This window comes from Salinimicrobium oceani (assembly GCF_012037645.1).
Window position 1 is genome coordinate 174,951 of record NZ_JAAVJR010000004.1, and the last position, 16,577, is coordinate 191,527.

The window sequence follows — 16,577 nt, forward strand, 5'->3', positions numbered from 1 at the left end:
TGTTATTTTCTGGGGTTAAGAAGAATGGCGTAAACCTCAATTCCAAAGCCAATAAGGACCAAGGTTGGAGCAAGGCGTATTCTTCTAAAATTGTAGATCTCTGGATTAAAGACATTTGGATCATTACTGCCGCCTCCCGCCATGAGGATAAAACCCAGCGCAATAACCGCCAGACCAATTCCCATAATTACGTAGTTCTTCTTTTCAAAAACGAAATTAAGATCTTGTTTGTGAAGTGGTTTCTTGTCTTTTTTCATGCTTTTCCTGTTAATGAGCCACGTATGCACCGGGTGAATGAGGTGTCAAAAATAGCATTTTTAATGGTCATTCTAATAATAGTCTTCAATCAAAATTATTTGCCACGGTTACACTAATGTTTCTTTTTAAAGCGGTTAGTGCAGTGACTATAAAGCCCTTCCGGTGGTCAAAAAAAGGAATATTAGTTTTCAATCTTCTAAGGAGCCACGGATGCATGGATGTTTCTTTTTCTGCCTTATGGAGAGATTACTATTAGTTGCTCTTAAATATTTCTTCTATTTAAGGATATCTGTGTAGCTGTTTCAAAATAAACAGTTGTATAGTCTCTAGTTTAATAGACTAGAGTTAATTATGCTAACTTTTTTCTAAGATAGGGCTTTCGGTCCTTTTAAAGAATTATCCGTGCATCTGTGGAAAAAAACCTAGTAGTACAACTCATCGGTCTTCAGGTTTAGGAAGCGCTGGGTGGCAAAAAAGGTGCTTAGCCAGGTTATTAAGATTCCCATTAGGAAAACACCAATAAAAAGTGCTGCAAGAAGACTGGTGTCATTCAGCAGTTCCAGCTCGGGAAAACTATTGTTCATGTAATACAGAACTATCGCCATTCCTATCAAGGCCAAAACAGCCCCTATCATTCCTAGTTTAACACTCTTCCAGATAAAAGGTTTTCTAATGAATCTTTTTGTAGCTCCTACCATTTGCATGGTCTTGATGATGAACCTTTTTGAATAAACAGAAAGTCTTATGGAACTATTGATAAGCAGAACAGCAATAAACGTGAAGATTGCACTTATCGCCAGGATCCAAAAACTGATCTTTGTAACATTCTCATTGAGCAGGGAGATAAGGGGTTTGTCATAAACCACTTCATCAACAAAACTTTTTGCGGTTAATTCATCTGCAATGGAGTTGATTTCACCAGAGGTGATATAATCGGCTTTGAGATATACATCTATGGAATTTTGAAGTGGATTATATCCGAGGAATTCCATGAAATCTTCTCCAATTTCCTTGCTGTGAGCTTCGGCCGCTTCCTCTTTAGTCACATAAGTTGTGGATTTCGTGTATTCTGCTAAAGCAAGACTCTTGTTCAACTGGTTGATCTCTACCTCTTTCGCTGTGTCCTTGAGATAAATGGTGAGAGCGATCTGTTCTTTGAAATGATCTGCAATTTTTTTGGTATTAAGCACCAGAAGGCCCAGCAAACCCAGTAAAAAAAGAACTAACGCAATACTAATGACGACAGAGAAATAGGAGGAAATAAGACGTCTTTTTTGATACTTTTCAAAAGATGAACTCATAGGGCGGCTGCGTAAATTTGTGTAAAAATAAGAAAGTAAATCAATCCCTTTCTTTAAAACGCCCAAACTTTTCACTTTCGTACATTAAACGTATTTTTGCCCCTCTCTGAAGGTCTCAGGGAGCTGTAATAATGTGACGCTGAATCATTAAAATGAGGTACAATTTTAACCAGATTGAAAAAAAGTGGCAGGAGTATTGGGCCAAAAACCAGACTTTCAAAGCTGAGAATAATTCTGATAAACCGAAATATTACGTGCTGGACATGTTTCCATATCCATCGGGAGCAGGATTGCATGTGGGGCATCCACTAGGCTACATAGCCAGTGACATCTATGCCCGTTTTAAAAGGCACAAAGGATTTAATGTTTTGCATCCACAGGGCTATGATAGTTTTGGACTTCCAGCTGAGCAATACGCTATTCAAACGGGGCAGCATCCTGCGATCACTACCGAAGCGAATATTAATAGGTACCGGGAACAACTGGACCAGATAGGATTTTCGTTTGACTGGAGCAGGGAAGTTCGTACCAGTGATGCAGATTACTATAAATGGACGCAGTGGATCTTTATTCAGCTGTACGATTCCTGGTATGATAATGAAGCTGAAAAGGCAAGGTCAATAAGCGAGCTGGAGGAGATTTTTGCTACGGAAGGAAATCTTGGTGTAAATGCGGCTTGTGATGATGATGTGGAGGAATTTTCAGCATCACAATGGAACAGCTTTTCTCCTGAAGAAAAACAAAAACAACTTCTAAAATACAGGCTTACATATTTAGCCGAAACTGAAGTAAACTGGTGCCCGCAGTTGGGAACAGTCTTAGCGAACGATGAGATCGTCAACGGAGTTTCCGAAAGAGGTGGTTTTCCTGTAATAAGGAAGAAAATGACCCAATGGAGCATGCGGATTTCGGCTTATGCTGAACGATTGCTTCAGGGATTGAATGATCTTGACTGGACCGAAAGTCTAAAGGAGAGTCAGCGGAACTGGATAGGAAAGTCGGTGGGAGCACTGGTGGAATTCCGGGTTCAAAATTCTGAATTTAAAATTCCTGTATTCACCACAAGACCTGACACCATCTACGGAGTTACCTTCATGACCCTGGCTCCCGAACATGAGCTTGTGGAAAAGATCACAACGGCTGAGCAAAAAGAGGAGGTTGAAGCTTATATAGAAGCCACTGCCAAGAGAAGTGAGCGGGATCGTATGGCCGATGTTAAAAGTATTAGCGGCGTCTTTACCGGAGTTTATGCCGAACATCCATTCACAAAAGAGCCGGTACCGATCTGGATCGGGGATTATGTGCTGGCAGGTTATGGTACGGGAGCGGTGATGGCCGTTCCTTGTGGAGATCAAAGAGATTATGATTTTGCCAAACATTTTGATCTGCCTATCAAGAACATTTTTAAAGATGTAGATATTTCTGAAGAAGCTTATTCCGGTAAGGAAGGAACAGTGATCGCAAATTCAGATTTCCTGGACGGACTGGAATATAAAGCAGCCCTCCAAAAAGCCATTTTAGAGCTGGAAGAAATTGGACAGGGTAAAGGCAAAACGAACTATAGATTACGAGATGCTGTTTTTAGCCGACAAAGATACTGGGGAGAACCTTTTCCGGTATATTATGTTAATGGTCTTCCGCAGATGATAGAAGAGAAACATTTGCCGTTGCGTCTTCCGGAGGTAGAAAAATATCTTCCCACAGAAACAGGAGAGCCGCCGCTTGGAAATGCAACCACCTGGGCGTGGGATACAGAAAAGAATGAGGTAGTAGAAAATTCAAAGATCGACCACAAAACCATTTTCCCATTGGAGCTTAACACAATGCCGGGTTGGGCGGGAAGTTCCTGGTATCTGTTCCGGTATATGGATCCTCACAATGAAGAGCGTTTTGTTTCTGAAGATGCGCAACAATACTGGGAGAACGTGGATCTGTACATTGGAGGGAGCGAACATGCCACTGGGCACCTGCTTTACTCAAGATTCTGGACAAAGTTTTTAAAGGACAGAGGCTTCCTCACCGTAGAAGAACCTTTTAAGAAATTGATCAACCAGGGAATGATCCTGGGGACGAGTGCCTTTGTTTACAGACTTGAAGGAGAAAACAAATTTGTTTCTAAGAAACTATCTGAAGCTCATAATTTGCAGCCAATTCATGCAGATGTGTCTTTAGTAAATGCTTCAGATGAACTGGACATCAAAGGCTTTAAGAAATGGAGACCGGAATTTGCAGATGCCGAATTCGTTACCGAAGACGGGAAATATATTGTAGGCCGTGAGGTGGAGAAAATGTCAAAATCCAAATACAACGTAGTAAATCCCGATGATATTTGTGAGGATTACGGCGCCGATACTTTGAGGATGTATGAAATGTTTCTTGGTCCGCTGGAACAGGCAAAACCATGGAACACTGCAGGAATTACAGGAGTGCATAACTTCCTGAAGAAACTCTGGAACCTATATCATGACCAGGAGAATAATTTTACTGTCAGAAATGAAAAAGCTTCAGCAGATTCTTTAAAGACACTGCACAAGACCATTAAAAAAGTGACAGAGGATATTGAGAATTTCAGCTTTAATACTTCCGTGAGTACTTTCATGATATGTGTAAATGAACTGTCCTCTCAAAAATGTCATTTTAGAGAGGTGTTAGAACCGCTAGCTGTGCTTATTGCACCATACGCACCACATATTTCTGAAGAACTGTGGCAGAGGCTTGGACATGACAGTTCGGTCACTACGGCAGCCTATCCGATGTACGAAGAGAAGTACCTGGTAGAAAGCACTAAGGAATACCCTATCTCCTTCAATGGAAAGATGCGATTCACACTGGAGCTTCCGCTAGATATGAGCAAAGAGGAGGTCGAGAAAACAGTTCTTGAGCATGAGAAAACTCAGCAGCAACTGAATGGCAGGACGCCCAAAAAGGTCATAGTAGTTCCGGGGAAGATCGTGAATATTGTAGGCTAAAGATTTTTTGTTAGGCTGCAGCAGCCTTGCGACAGGACAAAATTTCAGGAGAATTGCAAATAATAAATTGGCTGGATTTTTGTTATCAACCTTAATCAAACAACCTTAAAAGATTATGATAGGATATTATATAATTGCGGGACTCATCTTTGTTGTGAGTCTATATGTGAGCAACAAACTGAAAAGCAAATTCAAGCATTACTCAAAAGTGCATCTTCAGAATGGCATGAGTGGCCGGGAAATCGCCGAAAAAATGCTTCGTGATAACGGGATCACTGATGTTAAGGTGATCTCTACTCCGGGACAGTTGACAGATCATTACAATCCCGCAAAAAAGACCGTTAACCTGAGTGAAGCGGTTTACACCCAGCGCAATGCTGCTGCGGCCGCTGTTGCAGCACACGAGTGTGGACACGCCATTCAACACGCAAGTGCATATAGCTGGTTGCAAATGAGGAGCAAACTGGTGCCTGTGGTACAAGTGGCCTCTCAGTTTTCACAGTGGGCGATCTTCGGAGGATTGATCCTAATGACCATGGTCTCTGTAGGAGTCGGGCAAACGGTGCTACTTGGAGGTATAATACTTTATGGCATGGGGACCTTGTTCAGTTTTATTACATTGCCCGTAGAATATGATGCAAGTAAAAGGGCATTGGTGTGGCTGGAAACGGGAAACATGTTAAACGCCCAGGAACACAAAGCAGCCGAGGATTCTCTTAAGTGGGCCGCACGTACTTATGTTGTAGCCGCTATTGGTTCTCTTGCAACTTTACTTTACTTCCTTAGTATTTACCTGGGAAGAGATTAAGCAGAGAATATTTTAAGCAAATAAAAAAGGACGCCGGCGGCGTCCTTTTTTTGTTTTAATTTTAATCTATTCGCCATGTTTGATTCGTTCGTCGATAAGCTTGAGTGCAATTCCGTCTGTACCCATTAGGTCAAACATTTCCAGAATTCTGCGGAATTGATTTTCCTCCTCCATCTGTTCAGTAATAAACCACTGCAGGAAGTTTTCTGATCCAAAATCCTGAACTTTTCTACATCTGGCAACAATATTATTAATGGATTTAGTAATCTGGATCTCCTGATCAAGAGCTGTTTCAAAAATCTCCTGGAGAGAATTGAACTCGTGATTAATATTACTTACTTCAGGAGAATAAGCTGTGCCTCCATTTTCATTAATGAACCTGAAGATCTTGAGCATATGTTCCCGCTCTTCTGAAGATTGCTTGTAGAAGAACTCAGCACTATTGGTTAAACCATTATGATCACACCACGAAGCCATGGCTAAATATGCTGCTGCCGAATGTGCTTCCTTCGCGATCTGCTGGTTGAGCAGATCCATCACATCCACGTTGATTCCTATCTTTTGTCTAACTAGATCTTTCATCTTGTTGTCTTTTTCCTAAAATTACAAAAAGAAAAGCTCAATCCTGAGAGGGCTGTGAATTTATACTTAATCTAAATTCAGATGGTCCTAATGGGCTACCAGTGAATTTAGCTCAAAAACTCCGAAGGTTGCAGTAAGAAGTTCCTTTAGGTCAAGGATCTGTAAAGTGTCGAAAACGAACAGATGCTCCCTGTTACAGAGGCTAATGATCTCAATGCCGTTGTAATTCTGGTTCTTATCAAAATGAGTAGAAATGTCAATAGAAAGTACCTTTTGACGCAGGGCCAGGAGTTGACAAAAACTCAGTTTTACCTGCTTATGCCCAAAGTCAATATAAAAACTACGACTTCGGTCACATTGATAGGAGGCAAAATAATATGAATTATAGAGCAGGTTCATTTCGACAGCAAATGTAATTCTTATTCAGATTCAGTCCAAATAATAGAAAACAAAAAATGTGAAATCCTGAGGAAGATCACCAAGCCTTGCCACTTCCTAATTTCCTACCTCTCCAAAAGGGTTATATCCAAGGTATTCTTTCTCCTCTTCTCGAAATGTTATTCCATTCTCGGCCAGCTCCTTTAAGATGGGATCATATACTTCCTTACTTATTGGAAGTTGAACCCCAGGAGTCGAGATTGTTCCATTTAAGATCTTTAAAGCGGCAATAGCCACAGGCAGTCCAACAGTTCTTGCCATTGCGGTTCGGGTTTGATCTTCGCCTATATGAACCATGGTGGCATCAATTTGCTTCTTCTCACCATTGAGCTCATACCCAAATTTATGGTACATCACGATCATATCCTTATCCTCTTCTGAAAGGGACCATTTTTCCATTAAGATCTTCTGAAGCATCTGGGCAGGAGTAGCCTTTTTAATGCCTACTTTCTTATTTGGATTGAAAAGATCAAGCTCAAGAAGCTTATCCCACATGATATCATCCTGATCTATCTTCAGGTTATGCCTGAATTTTAGTTCAACAGAATCTGTAGGGGAATAAGGTAAAAAGGAATTGACAAAATCGCGGTAGCTCATTTCTTTAGAATTTTCCATGATATAACTATCATCTGTCATTCCTAATTGTACAAACATGTTCCAGGCCCTGCTAAATCCTACTCTTCTTATTGTACCTCGATATAAGGTAAGAATGTCGTTCAATCCATAAATGCTCTTATATTTCAGGGAATTTCTATTTGCATACACCTCAAATTTCCCGTAGTTCTTGACTTCCAGAAATTCGGTGCGTCTAAAGAGACGGTTGTATGGAATGTACTTGAACTTTCCTTCCTGTAAAAATTTCGCAACTCCGCCCTGTCCGGCAACAACGACGTTTCTTGGGTTCCAGGTGAATTTATAATTCCAGAGGTTGGTGTCGCTTTCTGGAGCAACTAGGCCACCAGTGAAAGATTCGAAAAGCAGCATTTTACCACCTTCCTCCCGAATTCTGTCAATTACCTGCATTGCGCTCATGTGATCGATTCCCGGATCCACGCCAATTTCATTCATGAAGACAAGACCTTTTTCCTTTACTTCCTTGTCAAGGTCCTGCATTTCATCACTTATATAAGAGGCGGTAACCATATTCTTACCAAATCGCAAACAGTCGCGGGCCACTTCTATATGGAATCTTGCGGGCAACATGGAAATTACTATATCGGCGTCTTTTACTGCCTGCTCTCTTTCTTCCTTCTGAAAAATGTCCAGAGTAAGTGCTTTTGCTCTTGGATGATCTCCTGCGAGCTTTGTGGCATTCCCAATTTCGAGATCACCAATTGTAATCTGGAGATCTTCAGAAGTTGATTTTTTTAGAAGATATTCGGTAAGTACAGAGGTGGATTTTCCTGCACCAATAATAAGAATCTTGCGCATAAGCTGAAACTTTGAGTATGTTTGTCATTTGTTTGGATAACGAATGTACTTAATTGATAGCGGCTTTTAAAATATAGTATGAACAGGAAATTATTAATCGCGGGCAGTCTTTTTGGAATTCTGGCAATCATCCTTGGAGCGTTTGCCGCTCACGGATTAAAACCAGAGCTGAGTGTGGAACGTATGCAGACGTTTGAAACGGGAGTAAAATACCAGATGTACAATGCTTTATTTCTCCTCTTTTTGGGTGGTTTGCCAGTAGCTTCTGAAAAAGTTAAAAATATTTGCTTCTACTTAACAGTTTTTGGCGTTCTGTTTTTTTCGGGTTCTATTTACCTTTTAGCTACAAATCCATTGACTTCATTTGATTTTTCGATATTTGGTCCTGTGACTCCGGTCGGGGGATTATTGATGATTTCCGCATGGATTGTGTTACTAATCAGCTTTTCTAAGTTAAAAAAGAAATAAAAAAGATTTTACCTCCTTCTGTTTCTTTTGAAGTTTTCTACTTTTGTTGCCCTAAACAAACTCACAACTAAACAATTTTATGTTGGCTAAAAAGAAAATTACGAAAACGATTGCGCTGGAAAAATATGGCATTGAGAATGCCGAAGTACAATATCAACTTTCTCCAGATGAGTTGCATGAGATCACGATCGGGAAAGGCCAGGGAGTGGAAGCATCATCTGGAGCTTTGGCCGTGAATACGGGGGAGTTCACTGGAAGATCTCCTAAAGACCGCTTTATAGTTGAAGACGAGGTCACAAAGGATGAAGTTTGGTGGGGAGATATCAACATTCCATTTGCACCAGAAAAGTTCGATGCGCTGTATGAGAAAGTAACTAAATACCTTTCGGGGAAAGAAGTTTTTGTGCGGGATTCTTATGCCTGTGCAGATGACGATTACCGACTAAACATTAGAGTAGTTAATGAGTATCCATGGTCAAACCTGTTTGCATATAACATGTTTTTAAGGCCGGAAAAAAGCGAACTTAAAGATTTCAAAGAAGATTGGCTTGTGGTAAATGCACCGGGCTTTGAGGCCGATCCTGAAATTGATGGTACCCGCCAGCATAATTTTGCTATCCTGAACTTTTCAAAGAAGATTGCACTCATTGGAGGAACAGGTTATACAGGAGAAATTAAGAAGGGAATATTTTCTGCCTTAAATTTCATACTCCCTGTAGATAGGAATACTTTACCCATGCACTGCTCTGCCAATGTAGGCGAGGAAGGTGATACCGCTATCTTCTTCGGTTTGTCGGGAACAGGAAAAACAACACTCTCGGCAGATCCCGAAAGAAGATTGATTGGAGACGATGAACACGGCTGGACCAAAGAGAACAGGGTGTTTAATTTTGAAGGGGGGTGCTATGCAAAAGTCATCAATCTTACTGAAGAGAACGAACCTGATATTTTTCGTGCAATAAAGAAAGGTGCTATTCTGGAAAACGTCATCCTGGATAAGGCAGGAGAAGTGGATTTTGAAAATACCGAGATCACTCAAAACACAAGAGTGAGCTATCCTATTTACCACATTAAAAACATCAAGGAACCATCTATTGGAGAGCATCCAAAGAATATCTTCTTTTTGACTGCAGATGCCTTTGGAGTACTTCCTCCCATCAGTAAACTCTCTCCCGGCCAGGCAGCTTACCATTTTATTAGTGGATATACCGCAAAAGTAGCTGGAACAGAGGCAGGAGTCGATGAGCCGGTTCCAAGTTTCTCTGCCTGCTTTGGAGCTCCCTTTATGCCTTTGCATCCTGCTCGATATGCCGAGATGCTGAGTGCAAAAATGAAGGAGAACAACGTGAACGTCTGGCTTGTAAATACTGGGTGGACTGGAGGGCCGTATGGAGTTGGAAGTAGAATGAAGCTAAGATATACCAGGGAGATGATCTCCTCGGCGCTTGAAGGAAAGCTTGATCATGTCGAATTTCAGGAGCATCCTGTTTTCAAACTCCAAATGCCTGTGGAGTGTGAAAATGTGCCATCAGAAATTCTTAATCCGCGAAATACCTGGAAGGATAAAGAGGCTTATGATAAGAAGGCCAAGACTCTGGCAGATTCTTTTCAGAAGAACTTTGAGAAATTTGAAGCACAGGCAAACGAGGAAATTTTGTCTGGAGCTCCTAACGGTTCGTAATATGTATTGCGTACCTGAGACAACAAAAAACCCGGCTACTGCCGGGTTTTTTGTTATTTGAGGGGGGAAGAGCTTAGAGCGCTTTCTTGTTTTGTTCCTTGATATATTTTTCCAAAGCCATAGTCATAGACGGTGTCTCTGGTGTGGGCGCCTGGATATTAACAACAAGGCCATGTTCTTTTGCGGCCTTTACAGTTGTGTTACCAAAAACTGCTATTTTAGTATCATTCTGTTTAAAGTCTGGAAAGTTCTCAAAAAGAGATTTGATCCCGCTGGGGCTAAAAAATACCAGGATATCGTAAAACACCTCTCGCAGGTGTGACAGGTCACTCACTACTGTTTTATAAAAGATCGCTTTTTTCCAGTCTACTCCAAGCTTGTTTAAAGTTTTTGGCACATCGGGCTTCAGCATATCTGAAGAAGGCAGGAGAAATTTTTCGTTCTTATACTTTTTGATCAAAGGGGAAAGTTCAGCAAAATTCCTTTTCCCTACATATATTTTTCTTTTTCTGTAAACTACGTACTTCTGCAGGTAATACGCCACAGCTTCACTTTGACAAAAATATTTCAGCGTATCGGGCACCTTGAACCTCATTTCGTCGGCGATCCTGAAGAAATGATCTACAGAATTTCGGCTGGTAAGAATTATCGCAGTATAATGAGAAAGATCTACTTTTTGCTGTCTAACGTCTTTTGAGGAAACTCCCTCTACATGAATAAAAGGGATGAAATCTATCTTTACTTTTTGCTTTTCTTCAAGATCAAAATAAGGAGAATTTTCAACCTTCGGTTCTGGCTGGGAAACCAAAATTGTTTTCACTTTCATATACATTTTTTTTATTCGCCCTGCAAGCTGGTAACCGTCTTATATAAAATATAATAGGGGCCAATTTCAAGTGCGCAAAGATACAAAATAAAATAAAACCAGTTATTGAAAATGTACTGGCTGTTTTTCCTGAATACGCTTAGCAAAGTTATGAAATTCATTAGCAGGATGATGCCCAGGACCACGAAGAGCAGAGTTTTTGTAGGCTCCAGAACGTAAATAAGGAAGATACAAACGGGTAAAAGTGCAAGGGAAATAAAATTCCGGTAACTCAGTTTGTAAAATAGGTAATAATTCATTTTCTGGTTTACCGAAACTACATCTGCAATGATCTTTTCCAAAGAAAATTTGAGCAGTACAAAAGCGGTGTAGGCTGTGATAATCCGAAGAAAGAGAATTTTAGGCCTCTCTGGTACCACTTCAACAAAGGTGAGATAAAAAACATAGATGAAAAGCCCCACCGAGATCACGTTGATCACGAAAAACAATATATTGAAAGGATGAAAGAGATTAGGGTCCTTGCCTTTTAGCAATAGATATTTATCTGTGGCAAAAAGCATAGTGAAATGTGAAAACCGCTGGGTGAACACATATTTTGCCACTACCAGTAACACAAAAGCCAACACCAGTAGCAGGGTGATCCAGTCTTGCGAAACTGTGTATCTTTCTATTGCTTCCAATAAGATATATTTTCTACAAAGGTAAAATTTATACGATTAAAAGACACCCTAAAACTAAATGCTAAACTTTAAAAATAGTTACATTTGTCCAAAAGATTTTTATGCCCGATGGGATTGTAATAATACCCACCTACAACGAAAAAGAAAATATTGAACGGATCATTAGAAATGTCTTTTCCCTTCAGCGCAATTTTCATATTTTGGTGGTAGATGACAACTCTCCCGATGGTACTGCTCAGATTGTTAAGACGATGCAGCCGGCCTTTCCAAATGAACTTTTTTTAATAGAAAGAGAGGGGAAATCTGGCCTGGGTACTGCCTATATAGAAGGATTTAAATGGGTGCTGAAAAGAGATTATAAGTACATCTTTCAAATGGATGCAGATTTCTCTCATAACCCCAATGATCTTATAAGGTTGTATAATGCCTGTAAGCGTAGGGGAGCAGATCTTGCCATTGGCTCGAGGTATAAAACAGGAGTAAATGTGGTGAACTGGCCAATGAGCAGAGTACTGCTTTCCTGGTTGGCCTCAAAATATGTAAGGCTCATTACGGCAATGCCTGTAGAAGATACTACCGCGGGATTTGTGTGTTATAAAAGAGAAGTACTTGAAAGGATCCATCTCGATAAAATTAAATTTGTGGGATATGCGTTTCAGATAGAAATGAAATTCAAAGCTTATCTGGCAAAATTCACAATAGAAGAAGTGCCTGTCATTTTCACCGACAGGACCCGGGGAACTTCAAAAATGAGTGGTTCTATAATTTGGGAAGCAGTTTTTGGAGTGATTAAGATGAAAGTAAATAGCTTGTTTAACAAGATGACAATATAATGAAGAAGGTTTTAATTAAGAATGCAAAGATTGTCAACGAGGGAGAGATCTTCGAAGGGGATGTTTTTATTGAAGAAGGAATAATTAAAGAGATTTCCCATAGCATAAGTGCGAAATCTCCTAATCTGAACATAATCGATGCGGAAGGAAATTATCTCTTTCCGGGATTAATAGATGATCAGGTCCATTTCAGAGAACCAGGGCTAACCCATAAAGAGACCATTGAGACAGGTTCTAAGGCTGCAGTTGCAGGTGGAATTACTACCTTCATTGAAATGCCTAATACTCAGCCCCAAACTACTACCATAGAATTGCTGGAGGAGAAATTCAAAATTGCTGAAAACTCTTCTTATGCCAATTACTCCTTCATGTTTGGTGGTACTAATGACAACCTGGAGGAGATCAAAAAGATAGATCCAAAAAAGGTCGCTGCTTTAAAGCTTTTTTTAGGATCCTCTACAGGAAATATGCTCGTAGATGATGAGAAGGTACTGGAGAAAATCTTCAAAGAGTCACCTGTACTTATTGCTGCACATTGTGAGGATGAGAAAACCATTCAGAAGAATCTTCAGGAGTGTATGGAACGTTATGGAGATGACATTCCCATAGAACTGCATCCAAAGATAAGAAGCGAGGAAGCCTGTTATCTTTCTTCTTCAAAGGCTGTTGCCTTAGCAAAGAAGACAGGGGCGAGATTACATGTTTTCCATATTTCCACTGCCAAGGAACTCAAGCTTTTTGATAGTAAAAAGCCACTTAAAGATAAGCAGATAACTGCCGAAGTCTGCATTCATCACCTTTGGTTCAATGATGAAGATTACAGGAAGAAAGGAACTTTTATAAAGTGGAATCCTGCGGTAAAGACGAAAAAAGATCAGGAGGCTTTATTAAAGGGAGTGATAGAAGATAAGATCGATGTCATTGCGACAGATCATGCGCCGCACACCAAAGAGGAAAAGAAAAATGTGTACACCAAAGCACCAAGTGGAGGCCCTTTGGTACAACACGCTTTGCCAGCCCTGTTGCAAATGCACCACCAGGGTAAGATAAGCCTGGAGAAGATCGTTGAAAAAATGTGTCATAATCCGGCAATTCTTTTTAATATCGAAAAGAGAGGATTTATCAGGGAAGGCTATAAGGCAGATCTTGTGCTCGTAGATCTAAATGCCCCATGGGCCGTACAGCCTGGAAATACACTTTACAAATGTGGCTGGTCTCCGTTTGAGGGTATTACTTTTAAATCTAGAGTAACGCATACCTTTGTTAACGGAAATCTCGTATATCGAAATTTTAATTTTAATCCTTTCGTTAAAGCCGAACGCCTTACGTTTGACCGTTAACATGAAAAAGTTTTCCATTTTAGCCATTTCACTAATGTTGCTTACTTCCTGCCAGGAGGTAAAGCGCATGTCAAAACCAGACGATCTAATTGCTGAAGATAAAATGGTGGAGATCCTAACGGAGATATCGTTGCTACATGGAGCGCGCAGTTACAATAAAAATCTGATGGAAGAAAAAGGTATTAATCCTTATCCTTACCTCATGAAGAAATTCAGTATAGACAGTGCTCAACTGGTGAGGAGCAATAATTATTATGCCGAAAATTACAAGGAATACCAGAAGATCTATGACAGGGTGCAGCAAAGGCTGGAAGTGCTCGTGAAGAAATATGATTCCTTAAGAGTGATCGAAGAAAAGATTCGCGATTCTATAAAGGAATTGGAGAAGGAAGACTCCCTGGTGGGCCCCGAGGCAGACTCATTGCGGCAGGATTCTGTGTTTAGAAGCTTACCGCCACCTGTTTCGAGAAGAAGAGGAAACATTCAGTTCAGGGATACTATTAATTAAATCAGTTTTTATGATCTCGTTTAAAAGCTTCCGCAGTTCTTTTTATTACCTCCCTCATAGGTTCAAAACTAATGTTTAATTCCTGCTTTGCTTTTTCAGCCGAATAAAAGGTATGAGCAAAAAGGCTTTTTTGAGATCTCCTATCCAGCTTTTTTTCTCGTTTTGAAACTACTCCAGCGATTTCCTGCCATAGCCATCCTGAAAAGATCATCCATTTTTTTAACCTTTTTGAAGGGGCAGGTTTCTCCAGATCATTTGCGACCACTTTAAATATTTCCTCAAAGGAGAGATTTTCTGAAACCAAGATGAATTGTTCATTTTTGACAGGGGATTCAGTAATGGTCTGCATCAGCCTTACTACGTCCCACACCCCGATAAAACCGGTGGTTTTTGGGAAGAAATAATTAAGGCCAGAATTGACCTTTTTGAAGATCTTACCTGTGCCGCTATTCCAAAAGCCCGGTCCAATTATCACCCCAGGATTGACGATGACTACATCTATTCCTTCCTGGCTCGCACGCCAGGCTTCCATTTCTGCACCGTACTTTGTAATGGCATACATACTGTGGTTCAATTCCTTGTTCCAGTGTGAATTTTCAGAAATTGTCTTTTCACCAGGTTTAAGATCAAAAGTGGCTATAGAACTCACATGGCAAAGCTTTTTTACTCTCTTACTTATGCAAAAATTGATAATATTTGCAGTGCCTTCAATGTTGATCTTTCTTAAGTCTGTATCCCTGGAAGAATCAAAACTTATCATTGCCGCACAATGATAAACAACTTCAATATTAGCAAAAGCCTTTTCAAGCTTAGGCACATCATTCACATCTGCCTTCAACCATTCGATCTTACCGAAAAGGAGTAAGGCTTCCTCCTGGGAATGGGTATAACCAAAAACTTTTTTGACGGCGCCAAAGGAATTGGGATCTCGGTAAATAGCGCGCACCTTTCTTCCTGCTTTTACAAGGTCGAGAAGCAAATGAGATCCTACTAAACCTGTGCCTCCGGTAACTAAAATCATGGGGTAAATATAGCTAAAAGCGCTTAGGAAAAATGGCGGTTTATGGTATCTTTACGGCTGTTATTTCAAAAATTGAACGATGAGTAAGAATTTTGTAAAGGAATTGACCTGGAGAGGCATGATCCACGATGTGATGCCCGGTACCGAAGAACACTTAATGGAGGGACTACGGTCTGCCTATGTGGGTATAGATCCCACGGCCGATTCTTTACATATTGGACACCTGGTAGGAGTGATGATGTTGAAACATTTACAGGAGGCTGGGCATAGGCCCGTTGCTCTTGTGGGAGGAGCAACCGGAATGATTGGCGATCCTTCAGGAAAATCAAATGAACGAAACCTGCTTGATGAAGCTACCCTGCTTCAGAACCAGAATGCCCTTAAAAATCAGCTGGCACGCTTCCTTGATTTTGACAGTGATGCAGATAATGCTGCTATCCTTGTGAATAACTACGACTGGATGAAAAATTTCAGTTTTCTCGATTTTATACGAGACGTAGGAAAGCATATTACAGTTAATTATATGATGTCTAAGGAAAGCGTGAAAAAACGTCTTTCTTCAGATGCTTCCGAAGGAATGTCTTTTACAGAATTCACATACCAGCTCGTTCAAGGATATGATTTCCTGCATTTGTTCAGGGAGTTGAACTGTACGCTTCAAATGGGCGGAAGTGACCAGTGGGGAAACATCACGACAGGAACAGAGCTTATTCGAAGAATTGGTGACGGTAAGGGATATGCCCTTACCTGCCCGTTGATCACTAAAGCCGATGGAACTAAATTCGGAAAAAGTGAGGCCGGCAATGTTTGGCTGGATGCAGAACGTACTTCGCCATACAAATTTTACCAGTACTGGCTTAACACCAGTGATGAAGATGCAGAGCGGTTCATAAAAATATTTACTTTCCTTTCAAAAGAGGAAATTGAAGGTTTGGTTGCAGAACATAAGGAAGCGCCACATTTAAGACAGTTACAGCGAAAACTGGCAGAAGAGATCACTGTGATGGTGCACTCTCGTGAGGAATACGACAATGCAGTTAAAGCCTCTGACGTTCTATTTGGTAAGAGTACTGCACAGGACCTCAAGAACCTGAATGAAGCAACTTTCCTGGATGTTTTTGAAGGCGTGCCACAAGCAAAGGTGGCTAGAGAAGATATTGATGCTGGTTTGGATATGATTGCTGCACTTTCTGCTAAAACCGAATTTTTAAGTTCCAATGGGGAAGCCCGAAGAGCACTAAAAGAGAATTCGATTTCTGTGAATAAGGAAAAAGTTGGTGAAGATTATACGATCACCAGTCAGGACTTGCTCAACAACAAGTATGTGATCATCAACAAAGGCAAAAGAAATACCTATATCATAAGGGTTGAATAGTAAAAAGTAAGCCCCCTTGCTTTTGGAGCTAAGGGGGCTACTAACTAACCAACCAATT

16 protein-coding genes are annotated in these 16,577 nt (G+C 40.6%); 8 read left to right on the forward strand and 8 right to left on the reverse strand.

Features of this window, described 5'->3' with window-relative positions; translation table 11 throughout:
* Positions 1-2: 2 nt before the first annotated feature.
* Together HC175_RS08750 and HC175_RS08755 are read right to left on the reverse strand one after the other, a co-directional pair.
* Complete coding sequence (locus HC175_RS08750; RefSeq protein WP_168138108.1) at positions 3-257, reverse strand: DUF3098 domain-containing protein; 255 nt, start codon at positions 255-257, stop codon at positions 3-5.
* Between the two features lie 423 nt (positions 258-680).
* Complete coding sequence (locus HC175_RS08755; protein ID WP_168138109.1) at positions 681-1,559, reverse strand: cell division protein FtsX; 879 nt, start codon at positions 1,557-1,559, stop codon at positions 681-683.
* Positions 1,560-1,711: 152 nt separating this feature from the next.
* Here HC175_RS08755 and leuS point away from each other — a divergent pair, with 152 nt between their 5' ends.
* Positions 1,712-4,528, forward strand: coding sequence for a leucine--tRNA ligase (gene leuS, locus HC175_RS08760; RefSeq protein ID WP_168138110.1), 2,817 nt, complete (start codon positions 1,712-1,714; stop codon positions 4,526-4,528).
* Between the two features lie 115 nt (positions 4,529-4,643).
* Entirely contained in the window at positions 4,644-5,336 is a 693-nt protein-coding gene (locus HC175_RS08765) for a zinc metallopeptidase (RefSeq protein WP_168138111.1), read from the forward strand.
* Between the two features lie 66 nt (positions 5,337-5,402).
* On the opposite strand, the gene HC175_RS08770 is transcribed toward HC175_RS08765, so the two are convergent.
* The 3 genes from HC175_RS08770 to HC175_RS08780 form a co-directional block, all read right to left on the reverse strand.
* Positions 5,403-5,918 (reverse strand): ferritin, encoded by a 516-nt coding sequence (locus tag HC175_RS08770; RefSeq protein ID WP_168138112.1) that lies wholly within the window; start codon positions 5,916-5,918, stop codon positions 5,403-5,405.
* Between the two features lie 87 nt (positions 5,919-6,005).
* Entirely contained in the window at positions 6,006-6,317 is a 312-nt protein-coding gene (locus HC175_RS08775; RefSeq protein ID WP_168138113.1) for a hypothetical protein, read from the reverse strand.
* A 96-nt stretch (positions 6,318-6,413) separates the two neighbouring features.
* A complete protein-coding gene (locus tag HC175_RS08780; RefSeq protein ID WP_168138114.1) occupies positions 6,414-7,787 on the reverse strand; it encodes a saccharopine dehydrogenase family protein in 1,374 nt (457 codons plus the stop codon).
* 78 nt (positions 7,788-7,865) lie between these two features.
* Here HC175_RS08780 and HC175_RS08785 point away from each other — a divergent pair, with 78 nt between their 5' ends.
* A complete protein-coding gene (locus HC175_RS08785) occupies positions 7,866-8,255 on the forward strand; it encodes a DUF423 domain-containing protein (RefSeq protein ID WP_168138115.1) in 390 nt (129 codons plus the stop codon).
* Positions 8,256-8,334: 79 nt separating this feature from the next.
* A complete protein-coding gene (pckA, locus tag HC175_RS08790; RefSeq protein WP_168138116.1) occupies positions 8,335-9,936 on the forward strand; it encodes a phosphoenolpyruvate carboxykinase (ATP) in 1,602 nt (533 codons plus the stop codon).
* 73 nt (positions 9,937-10,009) lie between these two features.
* Here pckA and HC175_RS08795 read toward each other — a convergent pair whose 3' ends face one another.
* Both HC175_RS08795 and HC175_RS08800 read right to left on the reverse strand, forming a co-directional pair.
* Complete coding sequence (locus HC175_RS08795) at positions 10,010-10,762, reverse strand: uroporphyrinogen-III synthase (protein ID WP_168138117.1); 753 nt, start codon at positions 10,760-10,762, stop codon at positions 10,010-10,012.
* Positions 10,763-10,773: 11 nt separating this feature from the next.
* The gene (locus HC175_RS08800; protein WP_168138118.1) at positions 10,774-11,442 is read right to left on the reverse strand and encodes a DUF4271 domain-containing protein; all 669 of its coding nucleotides are present in this window, start codon (positions 11,440-11,442) and stop codon (positions 10,774-10,776) included.
* Positions 11,443-11,543: 101 nt separating this feature from the next.
* On the opposite strand from HC175_RS08800, the gene HC175_RS08805 reads away from it, so the two are divergent.
* The 3 genes from HC175_RS08805 to HC175_RS08815 are packed head-to-tail and all read left to right on the forward strand — an operon-like array spanning position 11,544 to position 14,123.
* Positions 11,544-12,275 carry a polyprenol monophosphomannose synthase gene (locus HC175_RS08805; protein ID WP_168138119.1) on the forward strand — a complete coding sequence of 244 codons (732 nt, stop codon included), beginning with the start codon at positions 11,544-11,546 and terminating at the stop codon, positions 12,273-12,275.
* Positions 12,275-13,615, forward strand: a complete 1,341-nt coding sequence (locus HC175_RS08810) for a dihydroorotase (protein WP_168138120.1) — start codon at positions 12,275-12,277, stop codon at positions 13,613-13,615. Before HC175_RS08805 ends, HC175_RS08810 begins: the two co-directional genes overlap by 1 nt.
* A 1-nt stretch (position 13,616) precedes the next feature.
* The gene (locus tag HC175_RS08815) at positions 13,617-14,123 is read left to right on the forward strand and encodes a DUF4296 domain-containing protein (RefSeq protein WP_168138121.1); all 507 of its coding nucleotides are present in this window, start codon (positions 13,617-13,619) and stop codon (positions 14,121-14,123) included.
* Between the two features lies 1 nt (position 14,124).
* Here HC175_RS08815 and HC175_RS08820 read toward each other — a convergent pair whose 3' ends face one another.
* Positions 14,125-15,144, reverse strand: a complete 1,020-nt coding sequence (locus HC175_RS08820; RefSeq protein ID WP_168138122.1) for an NAD-dependent epimerase/dehydratase family protein — start codon at positions 15,142-15,144, stop codon at positions 14,125-14,127.
* A gap of 79 nt (positions 15,145-15,223) precedes the next feature.
* Here HC175_RS08820 and tyrS point away from each other — a divergent pair, with 79 nt between their 5' ends.
* A complete protein-coding gene (tyrS, locus tag HC175_RS08825; protein WP_168138123.1) occupies positions 15,224-16,519 on the forward strand; it encodes a tyrosine--tRNA ligase in 1,296 nt (431 codons plus the stop codon).
* Positions 16,520-16,577: the final 58 nt, after the last annotated feature.